Annotated in this window: 12 protein-coding genes and 2 tRNA genes; 10 read left to right on the top strand and 4 right to left on the bottom strand. The window is 77.7% G+C overall.

The annotated features are described in order from the left end of the window. Positions 1-76: 76 nt before the first annotated feature. Positions 77-149 (top strand) — tRNA-His (locus FB586_RS17035). A 134-nt stretch (positions 150-283) separates the two neighbouring features. Here the strand turns inward: FB586_RS17035 and orn are convergent. Both orn and FB586_RS17025 read right to left on the bottom strand, forming a co-directional pair. Continuing rightward, positions 284-988, bottom strand: a complete 705-nt coding sequence (gene orn, locus FB586_RS17030; protein WP_136520529.1) for an oligoribonuclease — start codon at positions 986-988, stop codon at positions 284-286. A 24-nt stretch (positions 989-1,012) separates the two neighbouring features. Further along, complete coding sequence (locus FB586_RS17025; protein ID WP_136520528.1) at positions 1,013-1,318, bottom strand: hypothetical protein; 306 nt, start codon at positions 1,316-1,318, stop codon at positions 1,013-1,015. Positions 1,319-1,658: 340 nt separating this feature from the next. Between FB586_RS17025 and FB586_RS17020 the strand changes: the two genes are divergently transcribed. Together FB586_RS17020 and FB586_RS17015 are read left to right on the top strand one after the other, a co-directional pair. Beyond that, positions 1,659-2,423: a cohesin domain-containing protein gene (locus FB586_RS17020; protein ID WP_136520527.1), complete on the top strand. Its 765-nt coding sequence runs from the start codon at positions 1,659-1,661 to the stop codon at positions 2,421-2,423. A 68-nt stretch (positions 2,424-2,491) separates the two neighbouring features. Continuing rightward, on the top strand, positions 2,492-4,336 hold the full coding sequence (locus FB586_RS17015) for an amidase family protein (protein ID WP_246036878.1): 1,845 nt from the start codon (positions 2,492-2,494) through the stop codon (positions 4,334-4,336). A 128-nt stretch (positions 4,337-4,464) separates the two neighbouring features. Here the strand turns inward: FB586_RS17015 and FB586_RS17010 are convergent, their stop codons facing one another. Together FB586_RS17010 and FB586_RS17005 are read right to left on the bottom strand one after the other, a co-directional pair. After that, positions 4,465-4,722, bottom strand: a complete 258-nt coding sequence (locus tag FB586_RS17010) for a hypothetical protein (RefSeq protein ID WP_136520525.1) — start codon at positions 4,720-4,722, stop codon at positions 4,465-4,467. A 158-nt stretch (positions 4,723-4,880) separates the two neighbouring features. Next, positions 4,881-4,953, bottom strand: a tRNA-Arg gene (locus FB586_RS17005). Between the two features lie 124 nt (positions 4,954-5,077). Between FB586_RS17005 and FB586_RS17000 the strand changes: the two genes are divergently transcribed. The 7 genes from FB586_RS17000 to FB586_RS16970 all read left to right on the top strand — a co-directional run bounded on the left by FB586_RS17000 (position 5,078) and on the right by FB586_RS16970 (position 15,422). Then, on the top strand, positions 5,078-6,802 hold the full coding sequence (locus FB586_RS17000) for a dynamin family protein (RefSeq protein ID WP_136520524.1): 1,725 nt from the start codon (positions 5,078-5,080) through the stop codon (positions 6,800-6,802). Continuing rightward, on the top strand, positions 6,799-8,463 hold the full coding sequence (locus FB586_RS16995) for a GTPase (RefSeq protein ID WP_136520523.1): 1,665 nt from the start codon (positions 6,799-6,801) through the stop codon (positions 8,461-8,463). Before FB586_RS17000 ends, FB586_RS16995 begins: the two co-directional genes overlap by 4 nt. 134 nt (positions 8,464-8,597) lie before the next feature. Beyond that, positions 8,598-9,212, top strand: coding sequence for a single-stranded DNA-binding protein (locus tag FB586_RS16990; RefSeq protein ID WP_136520522.1), 615 nt, complete (start codon positions 8,598-8,600; stop codon positions 9,210-9,212). 137 nt (positions 9,213-9,349) lie between these two features. Next, positions 9,350-11,032, top strand: coding sequence for an energy-dependent translational throttle protein EttA (gene ettA, locus FB586_RS16985; protein ID WP_136520521.1), 1,683 nt, complete (start codon positions 9,350-9,352; stop codon positions 11,030-11,032). Positions 11,033-11,046: 14 nt separating this feature from the next. After that, positions 11,047-13,179 (top strand): GTPase domain-containing protein, encoded by a 2,133-nt coding sequence (locus tag FB586_RS16980; protein ID WP_136520520.1) that lies wholly within the window; start codon positions 11,047-11,049, stop codon positions 13,177-13,179. Next, on the top strand, positions 13,176-14,801 hold the full coding sequence (locus tag FB586_RS16975; protein ID WP_246036877.1) for a GTPase: 1,626 nt from the start codon (positions 13,176-13,178) through the stop codon (positions 14,799-14,801). The genes FB586_RS16980 and FB586_RS16975 overlap by 4 nt, the downstream gene beginning before the upstream one ends. A gap of 126 nt (positions 14,802-14,927) precedes the next feature. Beyond that, on the top strand, positions 14,928-15,422 hold the full coding sequence (locus FB586_RS16970; RefSeq protein ID WP_136520519.1) for an acyl-CoA thioesterase: 495 nt from the start codon (positions 14,928-14,930) through the stop codon (positions 15,420-15,422). Positions 15,423-15,432: the final 10 nt, after the last annotated feature.

Raw genomic sequence — 15,432 nt, 5'->3', positions numbered from 1 at the left:
GCCCGGCACCCGCTACACTTCTCGTCGGCCCTCCGCGTGAGCGGGACGGCCGCGGTGCGCCACGGCGCGCCACGTGGTGGCTATAGCTCAGTAGGTAGAGCACCTGGTTGTGGTCCAGGGGGTCGCGGGTTCAAGTCCCGTTAGCCACCCTCCTGACGCAGGGCGTCGGCCTTCGGCCGGCGCCCTGCGGCGTTCCCGGGGCCGTGGCGTTCCCAGGCCCTGGCCTTCCCAGGCTGCGGCGTCCCCCGGCCGCGGCGGGCCAGGCCGGGGAACGACGGGGCGCTCACTGCCCGAGGACCCCCCGCTTGACGCTCGTGGCGACGACCTCGGCGGCGACGCGGCGGGCCGTCGCGCTGTCCGGGCCGGGGGCCGCCGGGAGCAGCGCCGCGCGGTAGTACCGGAGCTCGTCGATGCTCTCGAGGATGTCCGCGAGCGCGCGGTGCCCGCCGTTCTTCTCCGGCGCCGCGAAGTAGACGCGCGGGTACCAGCGGCGCGCCAGCTCCTTGACGGAGGAGACGTCGACGACGCGGTAGTGCAGGTGCCCGACGAGCTCGGGCATGTCGCGGTCGAGGAACGCCTTGTCCGTGCCGACCGAGTTGCCGGCCAGGGGCGCCTTGCCGGGCTCGGGCACCCACCGGCGCACGTAGTCGAGGACCTGCTGCTGCGCCTCCTCGAGGGTCACGCCGTGCTCGAGCGCGGGCAGGAGGCCCGAGGTGGTGTGCATGGTGCGCACGAAGTCGCCCATCTGCTCCAGCGCCGCCGCCGGGGGTGCGACGACCACGTCCACCCCCTGGCCGAGCACGTTGAGCTCCGAGTCCGTCACGACGGCGGCGACCTCGACGAGCGCGTCGCGCTCGAGGTCCAGGCCCGTCATCTCGCAGTCGATCCACACGATGCGGTCGGCGCTGGTCTGCGCGGCGGCCGGTGCGGGGACGGAGGTCGTGGCGTCGGTGCTGTCGCTGCTGGCGGACGTCCCTGGGGTGCTCACGCCGCACAGCGTAGGCGGGTGTGGTCAGGAGCCGTGTGACCGGCGTCCTGGCGTCCACCCGTCGGGGGCGCCCGGGGCCGTGTCGTCCGGGGCGGGCGGCGGCGGGGGGACCGTGGCGGCGACGGCCGCGGCCAGGACCACCACGACGCCGGCGCCGACGGCGAGCGTCGTCGCGGACGTCCCCGCCAGGCCCGCCCAGCGCAGGGCGACGAGCACGACCGCGCCCGTCACGGCGCCCAGCACCAGCCGCCCGGCCCACCGCAGCGCCGACGCGGCGAGGCGCCGCGACCAGGGCTCGGGCGGGGTCTCGCGGCCCGCGTGCCGGCCCATCAGGCCCCCCGCGCGCGGAGGCCGGGGCGGGCGGGGACGGTCATGGCGCCATGGTGGCACGGAGACGCGGCGGCGCGGCACGCTCCGACGGGCGACTCCTTGAGGTGGGCACGGGCCGCGCCACGACAGCGAGGGTGCAGGTCACCGGCCCGGTGTGCCCGGATCGCACCGGATGCCCGGACGTGTCACCCGCCCGTGACACCCGCGGGAGGCGCGGTCCGTCGCGGCAACGTGCGGGCAACCGGCGCGAAACGCGGCGCTGCGAGCGTGCGGGGCGCAGGGGCGCCCCCACGGCCGTGCCGGTCCGCCGGTCCGCCGTACCGTTCGAAGGGACCAGCACATGCGTGACCGCACCCCGAGGTCGAGATCGCGACGAGGTGCGCTGCGCGCCGCCGTCGTGGCGCTCGGCCTGACCCTCGCCACGGCCGGGACCGCGGCCGCCGCGCCGACCGTCGACGGCGTGGCGCTCGACGCCACGCCCGAGGTCACCGCCGGCGGGACCGTCGACGTGCGCCTGGACCTGCGGGCGGTGACGGACGTGTACGCCTACGAGGCGACGCTCGCCTTCGACCCGGACCTCCTCGCGTTCGAGGCCGTGACGGCCACGCCCGACGGCGGCTTCGACGACGCCACGGCGGCGACGGGGACGGTCACGGTGCGGCACACCCGGCTGGGCACGTCGCCCGGTCTCACCGGGGACGTCCCGACGACGACGCTGCGCCTGCGCGCGCTCGGGGCGGGCACGGCGGCGGTGACCGCCCGGACGGTCGCGCTCGTGGGCACCGACGGCGCGGCCGCGACGCTCACCGACGCCGCGACCGCCACCGTGGTCGTCGCGGCGGCCCCCGTGCCTCCCGCGAGCCCTGCGCCCACCCCGACGCCGAGCCCGACCACGAGCCCGACCACGAGCCCGGTGCCGGAGGACGCGGTCGCCGCACCCGGCGCGCCGACGCCCACGCCGTCGGCAGCCGCCGCCGTGCGCGGACCGCGTGCGGGCTCGCTCGGCGCGACCGGCGCCGACGTCGCCGGCCTCGTGGCCCTGGCCGCGGCCGCGGCCGCGGTCGGCGCGTTCCTCGTCCGCCGCCGGGTGGTGAGCGCCCGATGACCCCCACGCCGCGCACCGTGCCCGCCCCGCCGGCGGACGTCGCCGCCCCGACCCGCAGGAGCCCTCTCGTGCACCGACACCCCCGGCACCGCGTCGCCCCGGTCGCCGCCGCCGCGTGCCTCGCGCTCGTCGGTGCGGCGGTGCCCGCCCTCGCGGCGGGTCCGGCGCCCGCCGCCCCCACGACCACCGCCGCGCCCGGCGCGTTCCTCGCCCCGTACTGGACCGAGCTCGACGTCACGGGTGACCGGCAGGTCACCGCCGACGACCTCGCCGCGGTCTCCGCGCGCCTCGGTGCGACGCCCGCCTCGCCCGGCTGGGCGGACGTCGCGGTGGCGGACGTGGACGGCGACGGCGTGCTCACGGTCGCCGACCTGGCGGCCGTCTCGCAGCGCATGGTCTACGACGACGGCCCGTTCGAGCTGGTCGAGGCCAGCGTGCTCGACATGCAGGCCGCCATGAACGCCGGCGTCACCACCTCGGTGGAGATCACGCAGGAGTACCTCGACCGGATCGCGGCGTACGACCGCGCCGTCGTCGACCCGGCGGCCGGCGGGCGGGCCCTCAACTCCGTCCTCGCGACGAACGCGTCGGCGCTGACGGCGGCGGCGGCGGCGGACGCCGAGCGTGCCGCCGACGGCATGACGAGCATGCTCCTGGGCGTCCCGGTCGCCGTGAAGGACAACTACGACACGGTCGACATGCCGACGACCGGCGGCTGCGGCTGCTGGGCGGGCAACCAGACGGCCACGGACGCGACGATGGTCGCGGGCCTGCGGGCGGCCGGTGCGGTCGTGCTCGCCAAGGCCAGCCTCGACGAGTTCGCGTACGGCTTCGTGTCCGAGTTCTCGGCGGGGCAGCCGGTCGGGGCGACCCTGCCGGTGGCGAGCCCGTACGTGACGTCGCGGACGGCGGGCGGGTCGAGCGGCGGCACGGGCGCGGCGATCGCGGCGAACCTCGCGGGCGTCGGGTTCGGCACGGACACCGGCGGCTCGATCCGCGTGCCGTCGTCCTACAACCAGCTCGTCGGCGTCCGGCCCACGGTGGGACTGGCGAGCCGGGACGGGATCATCCCGCTCGCGCTGAGCCAGGACACGGGCGGCCCCATGACGCGGTCCGTGCTGGACGCGGCGGTGGCGCTCGACGCCGTGGTGGGCGTCGACCCGGCCGACCCCGTGACGTCCGCCCAGGAGGGCCGCGTCCCGGAGTCGTACACGACCGCGCTCGACGCCGGCGCCCTGGAGGGCGCACGGATCGGGTACGTGCCGTCGATGGTCGGCACGAACCGCACGACGGTCCGGCTGTGGGAGCAGACCCGCGGGGCGCTGGAGGCGCAGGGCGCGACGCTCGTCGAGGTCGCGCCGCCCGCGGGCTTCGCGGCCGTGCTCAACGAGCCGAGCGGCAGCACCAACGAGTTCCGACGTGACCTCGCTGCGTACGTCGACCGCCACCTCGCGCCGCAGGTCGAGGCGCGCACGATCGAGGGGATCCTCGCGACGAACCACTTCGTCACCTCGCGCCGCAACGTCTACCTGCAGCGCGCCGCCGTGACGGACGCCCAGTACGAGGCGTGGGCCGGTCCTGCCGGGACGCACACGACCGCCCTGGCGACGGGCCGGACGCTCGTCACCGCGCTCATGGACGACCTCGACCTCGACGCGCTGGCGTACCCGTCGGGCACGCCGTACGGCACGCAGGGCACCAACATGCGGCTCAGCCCGAACACGGGGCTGCCCGCCGTGACCGTGCCGATGGGGCAGGCGACCGAGGCCGACGCCACGATCACGGGCGCGGGGGTGAACCTCGAGCTCCTCGGCCGCGCGTTCGACGAGGCGACGCTGCTCGGGCTCGCCTACGACCTCGAGCAGGCGACGCACGCGCGGACCAGCCCGGCGCTCTACGGCCCGCTGGACTGAGGGGCCCTCGGCCCGTCCCCGCATGCGGCACGGCCCTCGCCCGGATCTCCGGGCGAGGGCCGTGGTGCGTGCGTCGAGCGGGCGGGACCGTGCGGTCGGGACGTGGGGGCCGGCATGTCGGCGCCCCGTCAGGACGTGAGCGCCCAGTCGTGCGGGCGGGACGCCCGGCGTCCCGGCTGCGGCCGTTCCGGTGGCCGGCCGTGGTCGTCGGCGCGCCGTGACGCCCGGCGCTGGTCGCGCTCGCGCAGGCTCGAGGCGGAGAGCCGCTCGCGGTGCTCGGCGCGGGCGACGTCGTGGGTGATGAGCGGGTGCATGGGTGCCTCCGGGGCGTGCGGCGGCGCACCCGGGGTCGCCGGGTGGGTCGCGGTGGTGTTCGGTGCGGCCATCCCACCAGCGCGGACGCGCGATGTCACCGCTTTTGTCCGCTGCTGCGCGGACGCGCGCGGCAGCGGCACGCCAGGTCCGCGCGGGCAGGGGCCGGTGGGGGCGCAGGGCAGGGGCGCGGGCGGCGCCGTGGTCGCGCTCAGGGTGCGTGCGGGCGAGGTGCCCCCGCCGGGACTCGAACCCGGAACCTGCGGATTAGAAGGCCGTTGCTCTATCCGTTGAGCTACGGGGGCCGACGGGACCCAGCCTAGTGCCGCGTGCCCCGGGGCCCGGCGGAGCCCGGCCGGTCCCGAGCTCGTCGGGTGTCACCCGCGTGCCGCGTTTGGCCTGGTCACGGAACCGACCGAGAATGGGTGCGTGAGCGCCCAGCCCGGCATCGTGCCCGCCCGGTCGTCCGCGCCCACGCCCGGGCGCCCCACCGGTGCGCCCGGGGCCGCCCCGGGCGCCGCCGCGGAGCTCCTCGCGCGACCCCTCGCCCAGACCTCGCTGCTCGACGCGGTGCGCGACCTGCGCCGCGACGTGGAGGGCACCTCGTTCCCGCTCGAGCTCGCCGGCATCGACGCCGCCCGTGCGTCGCGTGCGCGCCTGGTCGACCAGCTCGGGGAGCACCTCGTCCCGCGGCTGACGGAGCTGTCCGCGCCGGCCGTGGTCGTCGTCGCCGGATCCACCGGGGCAGGGAAGTCCACGCTCGTGAACTCCCTGGTCGGGCGTGAGGTGACCGCGGCGGGGGTGCTGCGCCCGACCACCCGGGAACCGGTGCTCGTGCACCACCCGCTCGACGCCGACCTGCTGTCCCACCACCCGGTGCTGGACAGCGTGGAGGTGGTCGCGGCCGACTCGGTGCCGCGCGGCATCGCACTGCTCGACGCACCGGACCTCGACTCGGTCCTCGAGTCCAACCGGGCGTCCGCGCACCGGCTGCTCGAGGCGGCCGACCTGTGGCTGTTCGTCACGACGGCGGCCCGCTACGGCGACGCCCTGCCGTGGCGCGTCCTCGAGGCCGCGGTCGAGCGCTCCACCTCCATCGCGATGGTCCTCAACCGGGTGCCGGCCGCGAGCCTGCCCACGGTGCGCGGCGACCTGCTCGACCGGCTGCGCGCGCACGGCCTCGGCGGCTCGCCGCTGTTCGTCGTCCCGGACGTCGGCCCGCACGAGGGGCTGCTCGAGCCGCGCGTGGTGGCGCCCGTGCTGCGCTGGCTGACGATGCTCGCCGGCCCCGACCGCGCCCGGACGGTGGTCGGCCGGACGCTGCGGGGCGCGCTCGCGGCCCTGCGTCCCTGGGTCGACGAGCTCGCGGAGGCCGTGCAGGACCAGGCCGACGCGGCGGAGCGCATCGCCGCCGCGCTCGACGCGGCCGCGGAGGGCCCCCGCGGCGACGCGGAGACCACCGTCCGGTCGGGTGCGGTCGCCGACGGCGCCGTCCGGGCGCGCTGGACCGGGCTGACCGCGAAGGGCGAGCCCTTCGCGCGCCTCGTGCGGCGGTCGGGCCGCGTCCGCGGCGGTTCCCGCCTCGCGCGCAGCCGCTCCGCCGCGGTGGAGCCGCTGGTGGCGGACCTGACGGAGTCGGCCGCTGCGGTCCTCACGTCGGTCGGGGAGCGGGCGGGGGCGACGCTGCGGGCCGCGCTCACCGGACCGGACGCCCCACCGGGCGGCCCGTCGATGCTCGCGATGTGGCCGGCGGGGGACCAGGCGCGGGCCGGTGCCGCCGAGCGCGCCGCGCGTGCCTGGACCGCGGAGGGCGCCCGCGCGGCCCGGGCGGTGCTGGTCGCCGCCGGGGGCGACGAGGCGTCCGCCGCGCGCAGGCGCGAGGTCGCCCGGGCGGTGGGGGAGGACGGGCTCGCGGCCGTCGCGCTCGCCGCCGCCGCCGGTCTCGACGAGGCCGCGCAGGCCCTGCGCACGCTCCTGCCCGACGCCGCCGACGCCCTGGCCGAGGAGCTGCGCGCCGACCTCGTCCGGCGTGCGCAGGCGCAGGTCGACGTGGAGCGGGCCGGTGCGGACGACGCGCTCGCCGCCCCCGACCTCGCCGCCGACGCGTCCTCGCGCCTGCGCCTGCGACTCGCCGTCCTCAAGGGGCTGACATGAGCACGGACGACTCGACCCCGGTCGCGGTCCCGCCGCCCGTCCCCGCGGTGCTGCCGGCCGCCGTGCCCGCGACCCGGGAGCTCGTGCCCGCCGACGCCGAGCCCGAGCTGGCGGACGAGGCCGGCCCCGACGGGACGGCACCCGACGGGACGGCACCCGACGCGGGCGACCCCTCGGGCGCCGTGCGCGGGGCCGACACCGCGGCGCTGGCCGCGCGCGCGGACGCCCTGGAGGGTGCGCTGACCGTGGGCGGGGAGCGGTTCGACCCCGTCGTGGTGGACGCGGTCGCCGCCGCCGTCGACCGCGTGCGCGAGCGCCTGGCGCTGGGCGTCGACCACACGGTCGTGGCCCTCGTCGGCGGCACGGGCTCGGGGAAGTCGAGCCTGTTCAACGCCGTCAGCGGGCTGCGGTTCGCGGACGTCGGGGTGCGCAGGCCGACGACGTCGCGCGTGACGGCGTGCGTGTGGGGTGCCGACGGGGACCCGCTGCTGGACTGGCTCGGCGTCGACGCGGAGCACCGGATCCAGCGCGAGAGCGTCCTGGACGCCGACCACGAGGCCGCGCTGCGCGGCCTCGTGCTGCTCGACCTGCCCGACCACGACTCGATCGCGCCCGAGCACCGCGAGGTCGTCGACCGGGTGCTGCCGCAGGTCGACCTGCTCGTCTGGGTCGTCGACCCCCAGAAGTACGCCGACGACGCGCTGCACTCGGGCTACCTGCGCCGGCTGGCCGGCCGCGACGCGTCGATGATGGTCGTGATGAACCAGCTCGACACCGTGCCGGCGGACGTGCGTGACGACCTGCTCGCCGACGTCCGGCGCCTGCTCGCGGAGGACGGTCTGCCCGACGTGGCCGTGCACGGCGTCTCGGCCGCGACCGGCGAGGGCGTGCCGGAGCTGCGGGACGCGCTCGCGGGGGTCGTCGCACGGCGGTCCGTCGCGGCCGTGCACGCCGACCAGGAGGTGGCCGCGGCGGCGAGCCTGCTGGCCGGTCAGGTCGGGACGCGTGAGCCGGCCCCGTCGCAGCTCGCGCTCGGGACGGTCGTGGACCGGCTGGCGTCGGCCGCCGGGCTGGCGGCCGTCGCCTCGGCCGTCGCCGCCGTCGTGCGGGGCGGCGCCTCCGGCCCGCCCCGGCTCGGCGACGTGCACGCCGACGGCGTGGGCCTGGCCCGGTCCGCCTGGCTGACCGCCGTGACGCAGGGCCTGCCCACCCGCTGGGCCGACGACCTGCGTGCCCGCGTCGCCACGCCCACCGAGATGCGGATGGCGGTGCGGGACGCGCTGACCCAGGTGACGCTGACCGCGCGGGCGTCGACCGCGGCGCGGGTGCTGACCGTCGTGGCGGCCGTCCTGGGCGTCGTCGCGCTCGTGGCGGGTGGGCTCCTGGTCGCCGACGCCGTGGGTGCGTCGCCGGGGTGGGTGCCGCCCGCGGCGGTGGTGGCCGGGGCGCTGGTGGCGGCGGTCGCCCTCGCGGTCGCGGGGTGGACGGTGCGGCGGCGCTCCGCGGCCCGTCGCGCCGAGCGGGTGCTCGCCGAGGGGCGGTCGGCGCTCGAGTCGGTCGCCCGCGTGCGGCTCCTCGCGCCGACGCAGGACGTGCTCGCGGAGCACCGGCACGCGCGCGAGCTCGTGGCGCAGGCCGCCGGTCCCGGCACCGTGCGCTGACCCGACCCCAGCCCTGCTCCCCGGGGGCGGCGTGCACCGTCCCGCCGCTCGGTCCGGCACGGCCGGGGCGCGCGCACGCAGTCTGGCGTCCCACGCCTCGCGGACCCGCGGGGCCACGGCAGACAGGACAGCTCATGGGCGCACACACCCAGGACGTGACGGTCGTCGGCTGGGTCGGCTCGGACGTCCGGGCCTACCACCTCGACGGCGGGGGCACCCCGTACGCGCAGTTCCGGCTCGCGTCGACGCGGCGGCTCTACGACCGGGAGGCCGGCACGTACCGCGACGGCCCGACGGTCTGGTGGACGGTGAAGGTCTGGCGGCACGTCGCGGACAACGTCGCGCGGTCGCTGCACAAGGGCGACCCGGTGGTGGTCGTCGGCCGCGTCGGGACGTCGGAGTGGACGTCGCCGGACGGGCCGCGCACGGAGCTGGTGCTCGAGGCGGTGGCGCTCGGGCACGACCTCGTGTTCGGCTCCACGGCGTTCCTGCGCAGCACGCGCGGCGGCACGACGCGGGACGCCGACGAGACCGGGCCGGCGGCGGGCGGGACCGAGCCGCGCCCGGACGACCGGCTCGTCGACGACCCGTGGGCCGGGGCGCCGGCCGAGGCGCTCGAGGACCCCGCGGGCGAGGCGCCCGAGCCGGACGCGGCCGCCCCGGGCGGTGCGGGCCGGGACGCGGGCGGCCCCGACGGCACGGAGCCGGCGCAGCCCGTCGCCGGTCTCGCGCTGGTCGGACGCGGGTGATCGCCTAGGCTGGTGGACCGGCAACCGACGACGCCGCAGGTCGGCGCGCGACCGGGCCCGGACCCACGTCCCGGCCCGCACCCGTGCCCCGACCGGCGGCGTCCCCACCGAAGCGACCCGAGGCGGACGAGCAGTCAGTGGCTGAGTTCATCTACTCCATGTACAAGGCGCGCAAGGCGCACGGCGACAAGGTCATCCTCGACGACGTCTCCCTGAACTTCCTGCCCGGCGCGAAGATCGGCGTCGTCGGTCCCAACGGCGCCGGCAAGTCGACGATCCTCAAGATCATGGCCGGGCTCGACCAGCCCTCGAACGGCGAGGCGCGCCTGTCGCCCGGCTACACGGTCGGCATCCTGCAGCAGGAGCCGCCGCTGAACGACGACAAGACGGTGCTCGGCAACGTCGAGGAGGGCGTCGCCGAGATCAAGGGCAAGCTCGACCGCTACAACGAGATCTCGGCCCTCATGGCCGACCCCGAAGCGGACTTCGACGCGCTGCTGGCCGAGATGGGCCAGCTGCAGGAGGCGATCGACGCCGCCGACGCCTGGGACCTCGACGCCCAGCTCGAGCAGGCGATGGACGCGCTGCGCTGCCCGCCGCCGGACGCCGACGTCAAGGTGCTCTCCGGTGGCGAGCGCCGCCGCGTCGCGCTCTGCAAGCTCCTGCTCGAGAAGCCGGACCTGCTGCTCCTCGACGAGCCCACGAACCACCTGGACGCCGAGTCCGTGCTGTGGCTCGAGCAGCACCTGCAGCAGTACCCCGGCGCCATCCTCGCGGTGACGCACGACCGGTACTTCCTCGACCACGTCGCGGAGTGGATCTGCGAGGTCGACCGCGGCCGCCTGTACCCGTACGAGGGCAACTACTCGACGTACCTGGAGAAGAAGCAGGAGCGCCTGCAGGTCCAGGGCAAGAAGGACGCGAAGCTCGCCAAGCGCCTGAAGGACGAGCTCGAGTGGGTCCGCCAGAACGCCAAGGGCCGGCAGACCAAGTCCAAGGCGCGTCTGGCCCGCTACGAGGAGATGGCGGCGGAGGCCGAGCGCACGCGCAAGCTGGACTTCGAGGAGATCCAGATCCCGCCGGGTCCGCGCCTGGGCAACGTCGTGCTCGAGGCCAAGGACCTGGTCAAGGGCTTCGACGGCCGCACGCTCATCGACGGGCTCAGCTTCACGCTGCCGCGCAACGGCATCGTCGGCGTCATCGGCCCGAACGGCGTGGGCAAGACGACGCTGTTCAAGACGATCGTCGGGCTCGAGCCGCTCGACGACGGGGACCTGAAGATCGGCGAGACGGTCTCGATCTCCTACGTCGACCAGAGCCGTGGCGGCATCGACCCGAAGAAGACCCTGTGGGAGGTCGTGTCCGACGGGCTCGACTTCCTCAAGGTCGGCAACGTCGAGATGCCGTCGCGCGCGTACGTCGCGGCGTTCGGTTTCAAGGGTCCGGACCAGCAGAAGCCGGCGGGCGTGCTGTCCGGCGGTGAGCGCAACCGCCTCAACCTGGCGCTCACGCTCAAGCAGGGCGGCAACCTGCTGCTCCTCGACGAGCCGACCAACGACCTGGACGTCGAGACGCTCGGCTCGCTGGAGAACGCGCTGCTGGAGTTCCCCGGCTGCGCCGTGGTCGTCTCCCACGACCGGTGGTTCCTGGACCGCGTGGCGACGCACATCCTCGCCTACGAGGGCACCGAGGAGGACCCCGCGCGCTGGTACTGGTTCGAGGGCAACTTCGCCTCGTACGAGGAGAACAAGGTCCAGCGTCTCGGCCCGGAGGCGGCGCGCCCGCACCGCGTCACGCACCGCAAGCTGCGTCGCGACTGAGGGGCGGACGACCCATGAGCGACGACGCGCCCGTCCTCCCCGGCACCCCGGACCCGCAGGGTCCGGCGGGGGTGGCGGGCGCGTCGGGCGTCCCGGCGGCGCCGGGCGACGGCGGCACGCACGGCGGCGGCACGCACGCTGGTGGCGCGCACGGCGGCGACACGCACGGCGGCGACGCGCACGCTGGTGGCACGCACGGCGGCGGCACGGGTGCCGGCGCGGGCGGTGGCGGCCTCGTCGAGGCGCTCGAGGTGCTCGGTCTGCGGCTGCGGCAGGTGGACCTCGCGCTGGAGGGCACCGGGGTCGACGAGGCCCGCGCGGTGCGCCGCCAGGTGCTGGAGCAGCTCGACGACTACCTGCTGCCGCGGCTGCGCGCGGAGGCGGCCCCGGTGCTCGCCGTGCTCGGCGGGTCCACGGGTGCGGGCAAGTCGACGCTCGTGAACTCGTTGCTCGGCGAGGAGGTCTCGTCCGCGAGCGTGCTGCGACCGACGACGCGGTGGCCGGTGCTGGTGCACCACCCGCTCGACGGCCGCTGGTTCACGACCGACCGGGTGCTGCCCGGCCTCGCCCGGCTGGTCGGCGGGGGAACGGCGACGGGCGGCGGCGCCGCCGAGCAGGGCGGCCACGCGGGCCTGCGGCTCGTCGCGAGCGACGCCGTCCCGCACGGCCTCGCGCTGCTGGACGCCCCCGACATCGACTCCGTCGTCGACGAGAACCGCGCACTGGCCCGCCAGCTCCTCGGTGCGGCCGACCTGTGGCTGTTCGTCACCACCGCCGCCCGCTACGCGGACGCGGTCCCGTGGGAGCTGCTGGGCACGGCGGCGCAGCGGCGCGTCGAGCTCGCGCTCGTCCTCGACCGCGTCGACCCGGGCGAGGAGGACGCGGTGCGCGAGCACCTCGCGTCGATGCTCGCCGAGCACGGGCTCGCGGGCACGCCGGTGCTCGTCGTGCCCGAGGCCGAGCCGCAGGACGGGCTGCTGCCCGAGTGGGCGGTCGCGCCCGTCGCGGAGTGGCTCACCCGCCTCGCGGCGGACCCGGCGGCCCGGCGCGGCGTCGTCGAGCGGACCCGGGACGGCCTCGTGGCCGACCTGGTGGTCCGCGCGGGTCTCGTCGCGGACGCGGCCGACGCGCAGGAGGCCGCGGACGCGCGCCTGCGCGCCGCCGTGGAGGCCGCGTACGCGGCGGCGCTCGTCGACGTCGAGCGCGCCACGTCGGACGGGCGCATGCTGCGGGGCGAGGTCCTGGCCCGCTGGCAGGACGTGGTGGGCACCGGCGAGTTCATGCGCTCGGTCGAGGAGCGCGTGGCGCGGTGGCGCGACCGCCTGACGGCCGCCGTGCGCGGCCGCCGGGCGCAGGAGCCGGCCCTGGCGGAGGCGATCGGGCGCAGCCTCGACGCCGTCGTGCTGGACGCGGCGGAGCAGGCCGCCGAGCGCGCGCACGCGGCCTGGCGGACCGACCCCGCCGGCACCGCGCTGCTCGACGGGCTCGCGCTGTCGCGCTCCTCCGCGCGGCTGCGGGAGGACATCGCCGGCCAGGTGCGGGCGTGGCAGGACGACGTGCTGCAGCTCGTCGCCGACGAGGGCGGCGACCGGCGCACGCAGGCGCGTGCCCTCTCGTTCGGGGTCAACGGCCTCGGCGCGGCGCTCATGCTCGCGGTGTTCGCGTCGACCGGCGGCCTCACGGGTGCCGAGGTCGGCATCGCGGGCGGCACCGCCGTGCTCGCCCAGCGTCTGCTCGAGGCGGTGTTCGGCGACGACGCGGTCCGCCGGCTCACCCGCACCGCGCACGAGCGGCTCGTCGCCCGGGTGGGCACCCTGCTCGAGGCGGAGGCGGCGCGGTTCACCGCGCAGCTCGACGCGCTCGGCACGGCCGACGCGGGGGGCGCGCCGCTGCGCGCCGCGGCCTCGCGCGTGGCGTCGGCGCCGCTGCCCGGTGCGGAGGGGGGCCGGACCGGCGAGCCCCGCGTCCCCGCCGCAAGCTCCGGCGGCGCGCCCGCGGGCCGCCTGCGCGGGGTCGGTGCGGTGCCGCCCCGAGCCGCCGGGGGGCCGGCGGGCTCGTCGGGCCCGGGGGAGGCCACCGGCGAGCGGGAGCGCGGCGTGCGCGGGTGGTGGCGTCGTCTCGTGGGCGGCGACGAGGACGCGCGGTGAGCGGACCGGGCCTGGCGGAGCGCACGGAGGCGCTCGCCCGGTGCCTGCAGCTCGCGGGTGACCGGCTCGACGGCGCCGTCGTCGCCGAGGGGGAGCGCGTGGTGGCGCAGGTCCGCGAGCGCCTCGCGCTCGCGCCCTCGACCACGGTGGCGGCGCTCGCGGGTGCGACCGGCTCCGGGAAGTCGTCGCTGTTCAACGCGCTCGCGGGTGCGGACCTCGCGCGTCCCGGGACCCTGCGCCCCACGACGTCGCGCCCGCTGGCGGCCGTGGCGGCGGACGAGGACGTGCACGCGCTGCTGGACTGGCTCGAGGTGGGGGACCGGCGCGCGCTGGACCACGGCACGGGGGCGGCGCGCGGGCTGCCGACGGGTCTCGTCCTGCTGGACCTGCCCGACCACGACTCCGTCGTCACGGAGCACCGCGAGACCGCCGAGCGCCTGTACGCGCGGGCGGACCTGCTCGTGTGGGTGCTCGACCCGCAGAAGTACGCCGACGCGGTCCTGCACGAGCGCTACCTGCGCCCGCTCGCGCGGCACGCCGACGTCATGGTGCTCGCGCTCAACCAGGCCGACCGCCTGGCGGCGGACGACCGGACGACGTGGCGGGAGGACGTCCGCCGCCTCGCCGCCCGGGACGGTCTCGGCGACGTCGAGACGGTCCTGGTAAGCGCGAGGACCGGCGAGGGCGTCGCAGACCTGTGGGCGCTGCTGGCCCGGGCGGCCCAGCGGCGTCGCGCCGCCGCGGACCGGCTGAGCGCGGACGTGGAGGACGTGGCGGTGCGCGCGGTCGAGGCGCTGGACGGGGGCACGGAGCGCCGCCGCGACCTCCCGTCGCCCGAGGCGCTCGTCACCGCGCTGGAGCACGCGGCGGGCGTCCCGACCGTCGTCGACGCGGTCCGCCGGTCCGCGGCACGCCGCGTGCGGGCCCGCACCGGGTGGCCGCCGCTGCGCGTGCTCGCCCGGCTGCGTCCCGACCCGTTGCGCCGGCTGCACCTGCGCCCCGGCACGCCGGACGCCGACACCGCGGACCGCACGTCCCTGCCGCCGGCGGGCCCGCAGGTGCAGGCGCACGCCGCCAACGCGGTGCGCCGGTGGCGCGACGACGCGACCGCGGGGCTGCCCGACGCGTGGGTCCTCGGTGTCCGCGGCGACGTGCGGACGGACGGCCTCGGCGACGCCCTGGACGCGGCGGTCGCGGGCACGACGCTGCTGCCGGCGCGGGCGCCCTGGTGGGCGCGCGCCGTCGACGTGCTGCAGTGGGTGGGCGTGGCCGCCGCCGTCGCGGGCCTGCTGTGGCTCGGTGTGCTCGCCGGGCTGGCGTACCTGCGGCTGCCCGAGCCGTCGACCCCGCATTGGGGTCCCCTCCCGGCGCCCACCGCGCTGCTGCTGGGGGGACTGGTGCTCGGCCTCCTCCTCGCGCTCCTGGGCGCGGTCGGGGCCTGGGCCGAGGGTCGCCGGCAGGCCGCGCGGGCCCGACGGCGGCTGCGCGCCGCCGTGGCGGGTGTCGCCGACGCGCGCGTCGTGGCGCCCGTGACGGCCCAGGTCGAGCGGTGGACGAGCGCCCACGACGCGGCACGACGCGCCGCCGGTGCCGCCGCGGGTGCGCGGGGGCGCCGACGCTGACCCGTGGGTCGCCCGCGCGAGCGGCGGTGCCCGCCGCCGGCGTCGCGCGCGCGACCGGACCGAGGACGACCCCGGTGCCCGGCCGGGACGACACGCCGCCACGTGCGGCGGGACGGAGGACGACGGATGGCACGGCTCGAGGTGCCGGTGCAGCTGCGCTGGTCCGACATGGACGCGTACGCGCACGTGAACAACGTGGAGATGCTGCGCCTGCTCGAGGAGGCGCGGATCGAGGCGTTCTGGCGCCACCCGGCGGGCCCGGACGGTACCCGCCCGGACGGCTCGTGGCCGACCGCGGTGCTCGACGCGGGGCCCGGCGCCGGGCTGTCCACGCTCGTCGCCCGCCAGGAGATCGAGTACGTGCGGCCGCTCGGCTACCGGCGCGCACCGGTCGTCGTCGAGATGTGGATCGGGCACCTGGGCGGCGCCAGCCTCGACGTCTGCTACGAGGTGCGCGACGCCCCGGCCGCCGTGGAGGGCTCCGAGGTGTACGCGCGGGCCGTCACGACGCTCGTGCTGGTGGACGCGCGCACCGGGGCGCCGCAGCGCATCGGCCCGGAGCAGCGCGCCGCCTGGGAGTCGTTCGTCGAGGAGCCGGTCCGCCTGCGCCGCCGCCGCTGACGGCAGCCGG

It is taken from the genome of Cellulomonas telluris, assembly GCF_004886325.1.
Lineage (GTDB): Bacteria > Actinomycetota > Actinomycetes > Actinomycetales > Cellulomonadaceae > Cellulomonas > Cellulomonas telluris.
Note: the sequence above shows the minus strand (reverse complement) of the source record. Positions and strands in the feature narration are given on the sequence as shown.

What these genes read in the sequence shown, in the direction of transcription:
- FB586_RS17025 (WP_136520528.1), bottom strand. Translation starts at nt 1,318, where the DNA reads ATGGGCCGGCACGCGGGCCGCGAGACCCCGCCCGAGCCCTGGTCGCGG.
- FB586_RS17020 (WP_136520527.1), top strand. Translation starts at nt 1,659, where the DNA reads ATGCGTGACCGCACCCCGAGGTCGAGATCGCGACGAGGTGCGCTGCGC.
- FB586_RS17010 (WP_136520525.1), bottom strand. Translation starts at nt 4,722, where the DNA reads ATGGCCGCACCGAACACCACCGCGACCCACCCGGCGACCCCGGGTGCG.
- FB586_RS16995 (WP_136520523.1), top strand. Translation starts at nt 6,799, where the DNA reads ATGAGCACGGACGACTCGACCCCGGTCGCGGTCCCGCCGCCCGTCCCC.
- FB586_RS16990 (WP_136520522.1), top strand. Translation starts at nt 8,598, where the DNA reads ATGGGCGCACACACCCAGGACGTGACGGTCGTCGGCTGGGTCGGCTCG.
- FB586_RS16980 (WP_136520520.1), top strand. Translation starts at nt 11,047, where the DNA reads ATGAGCGACGACGCGCCCGTCCTCCCCGGCACCCCGGACCCGCAGGGT.
- FB586_RS16970 (WP_136520519.1), top strand. Translation starts at nt 14,928, where the DNA reads ATGGCACGGCTCGAGGTGCCGGTGCAGCTGCGCTGGTCCGACATGGAC.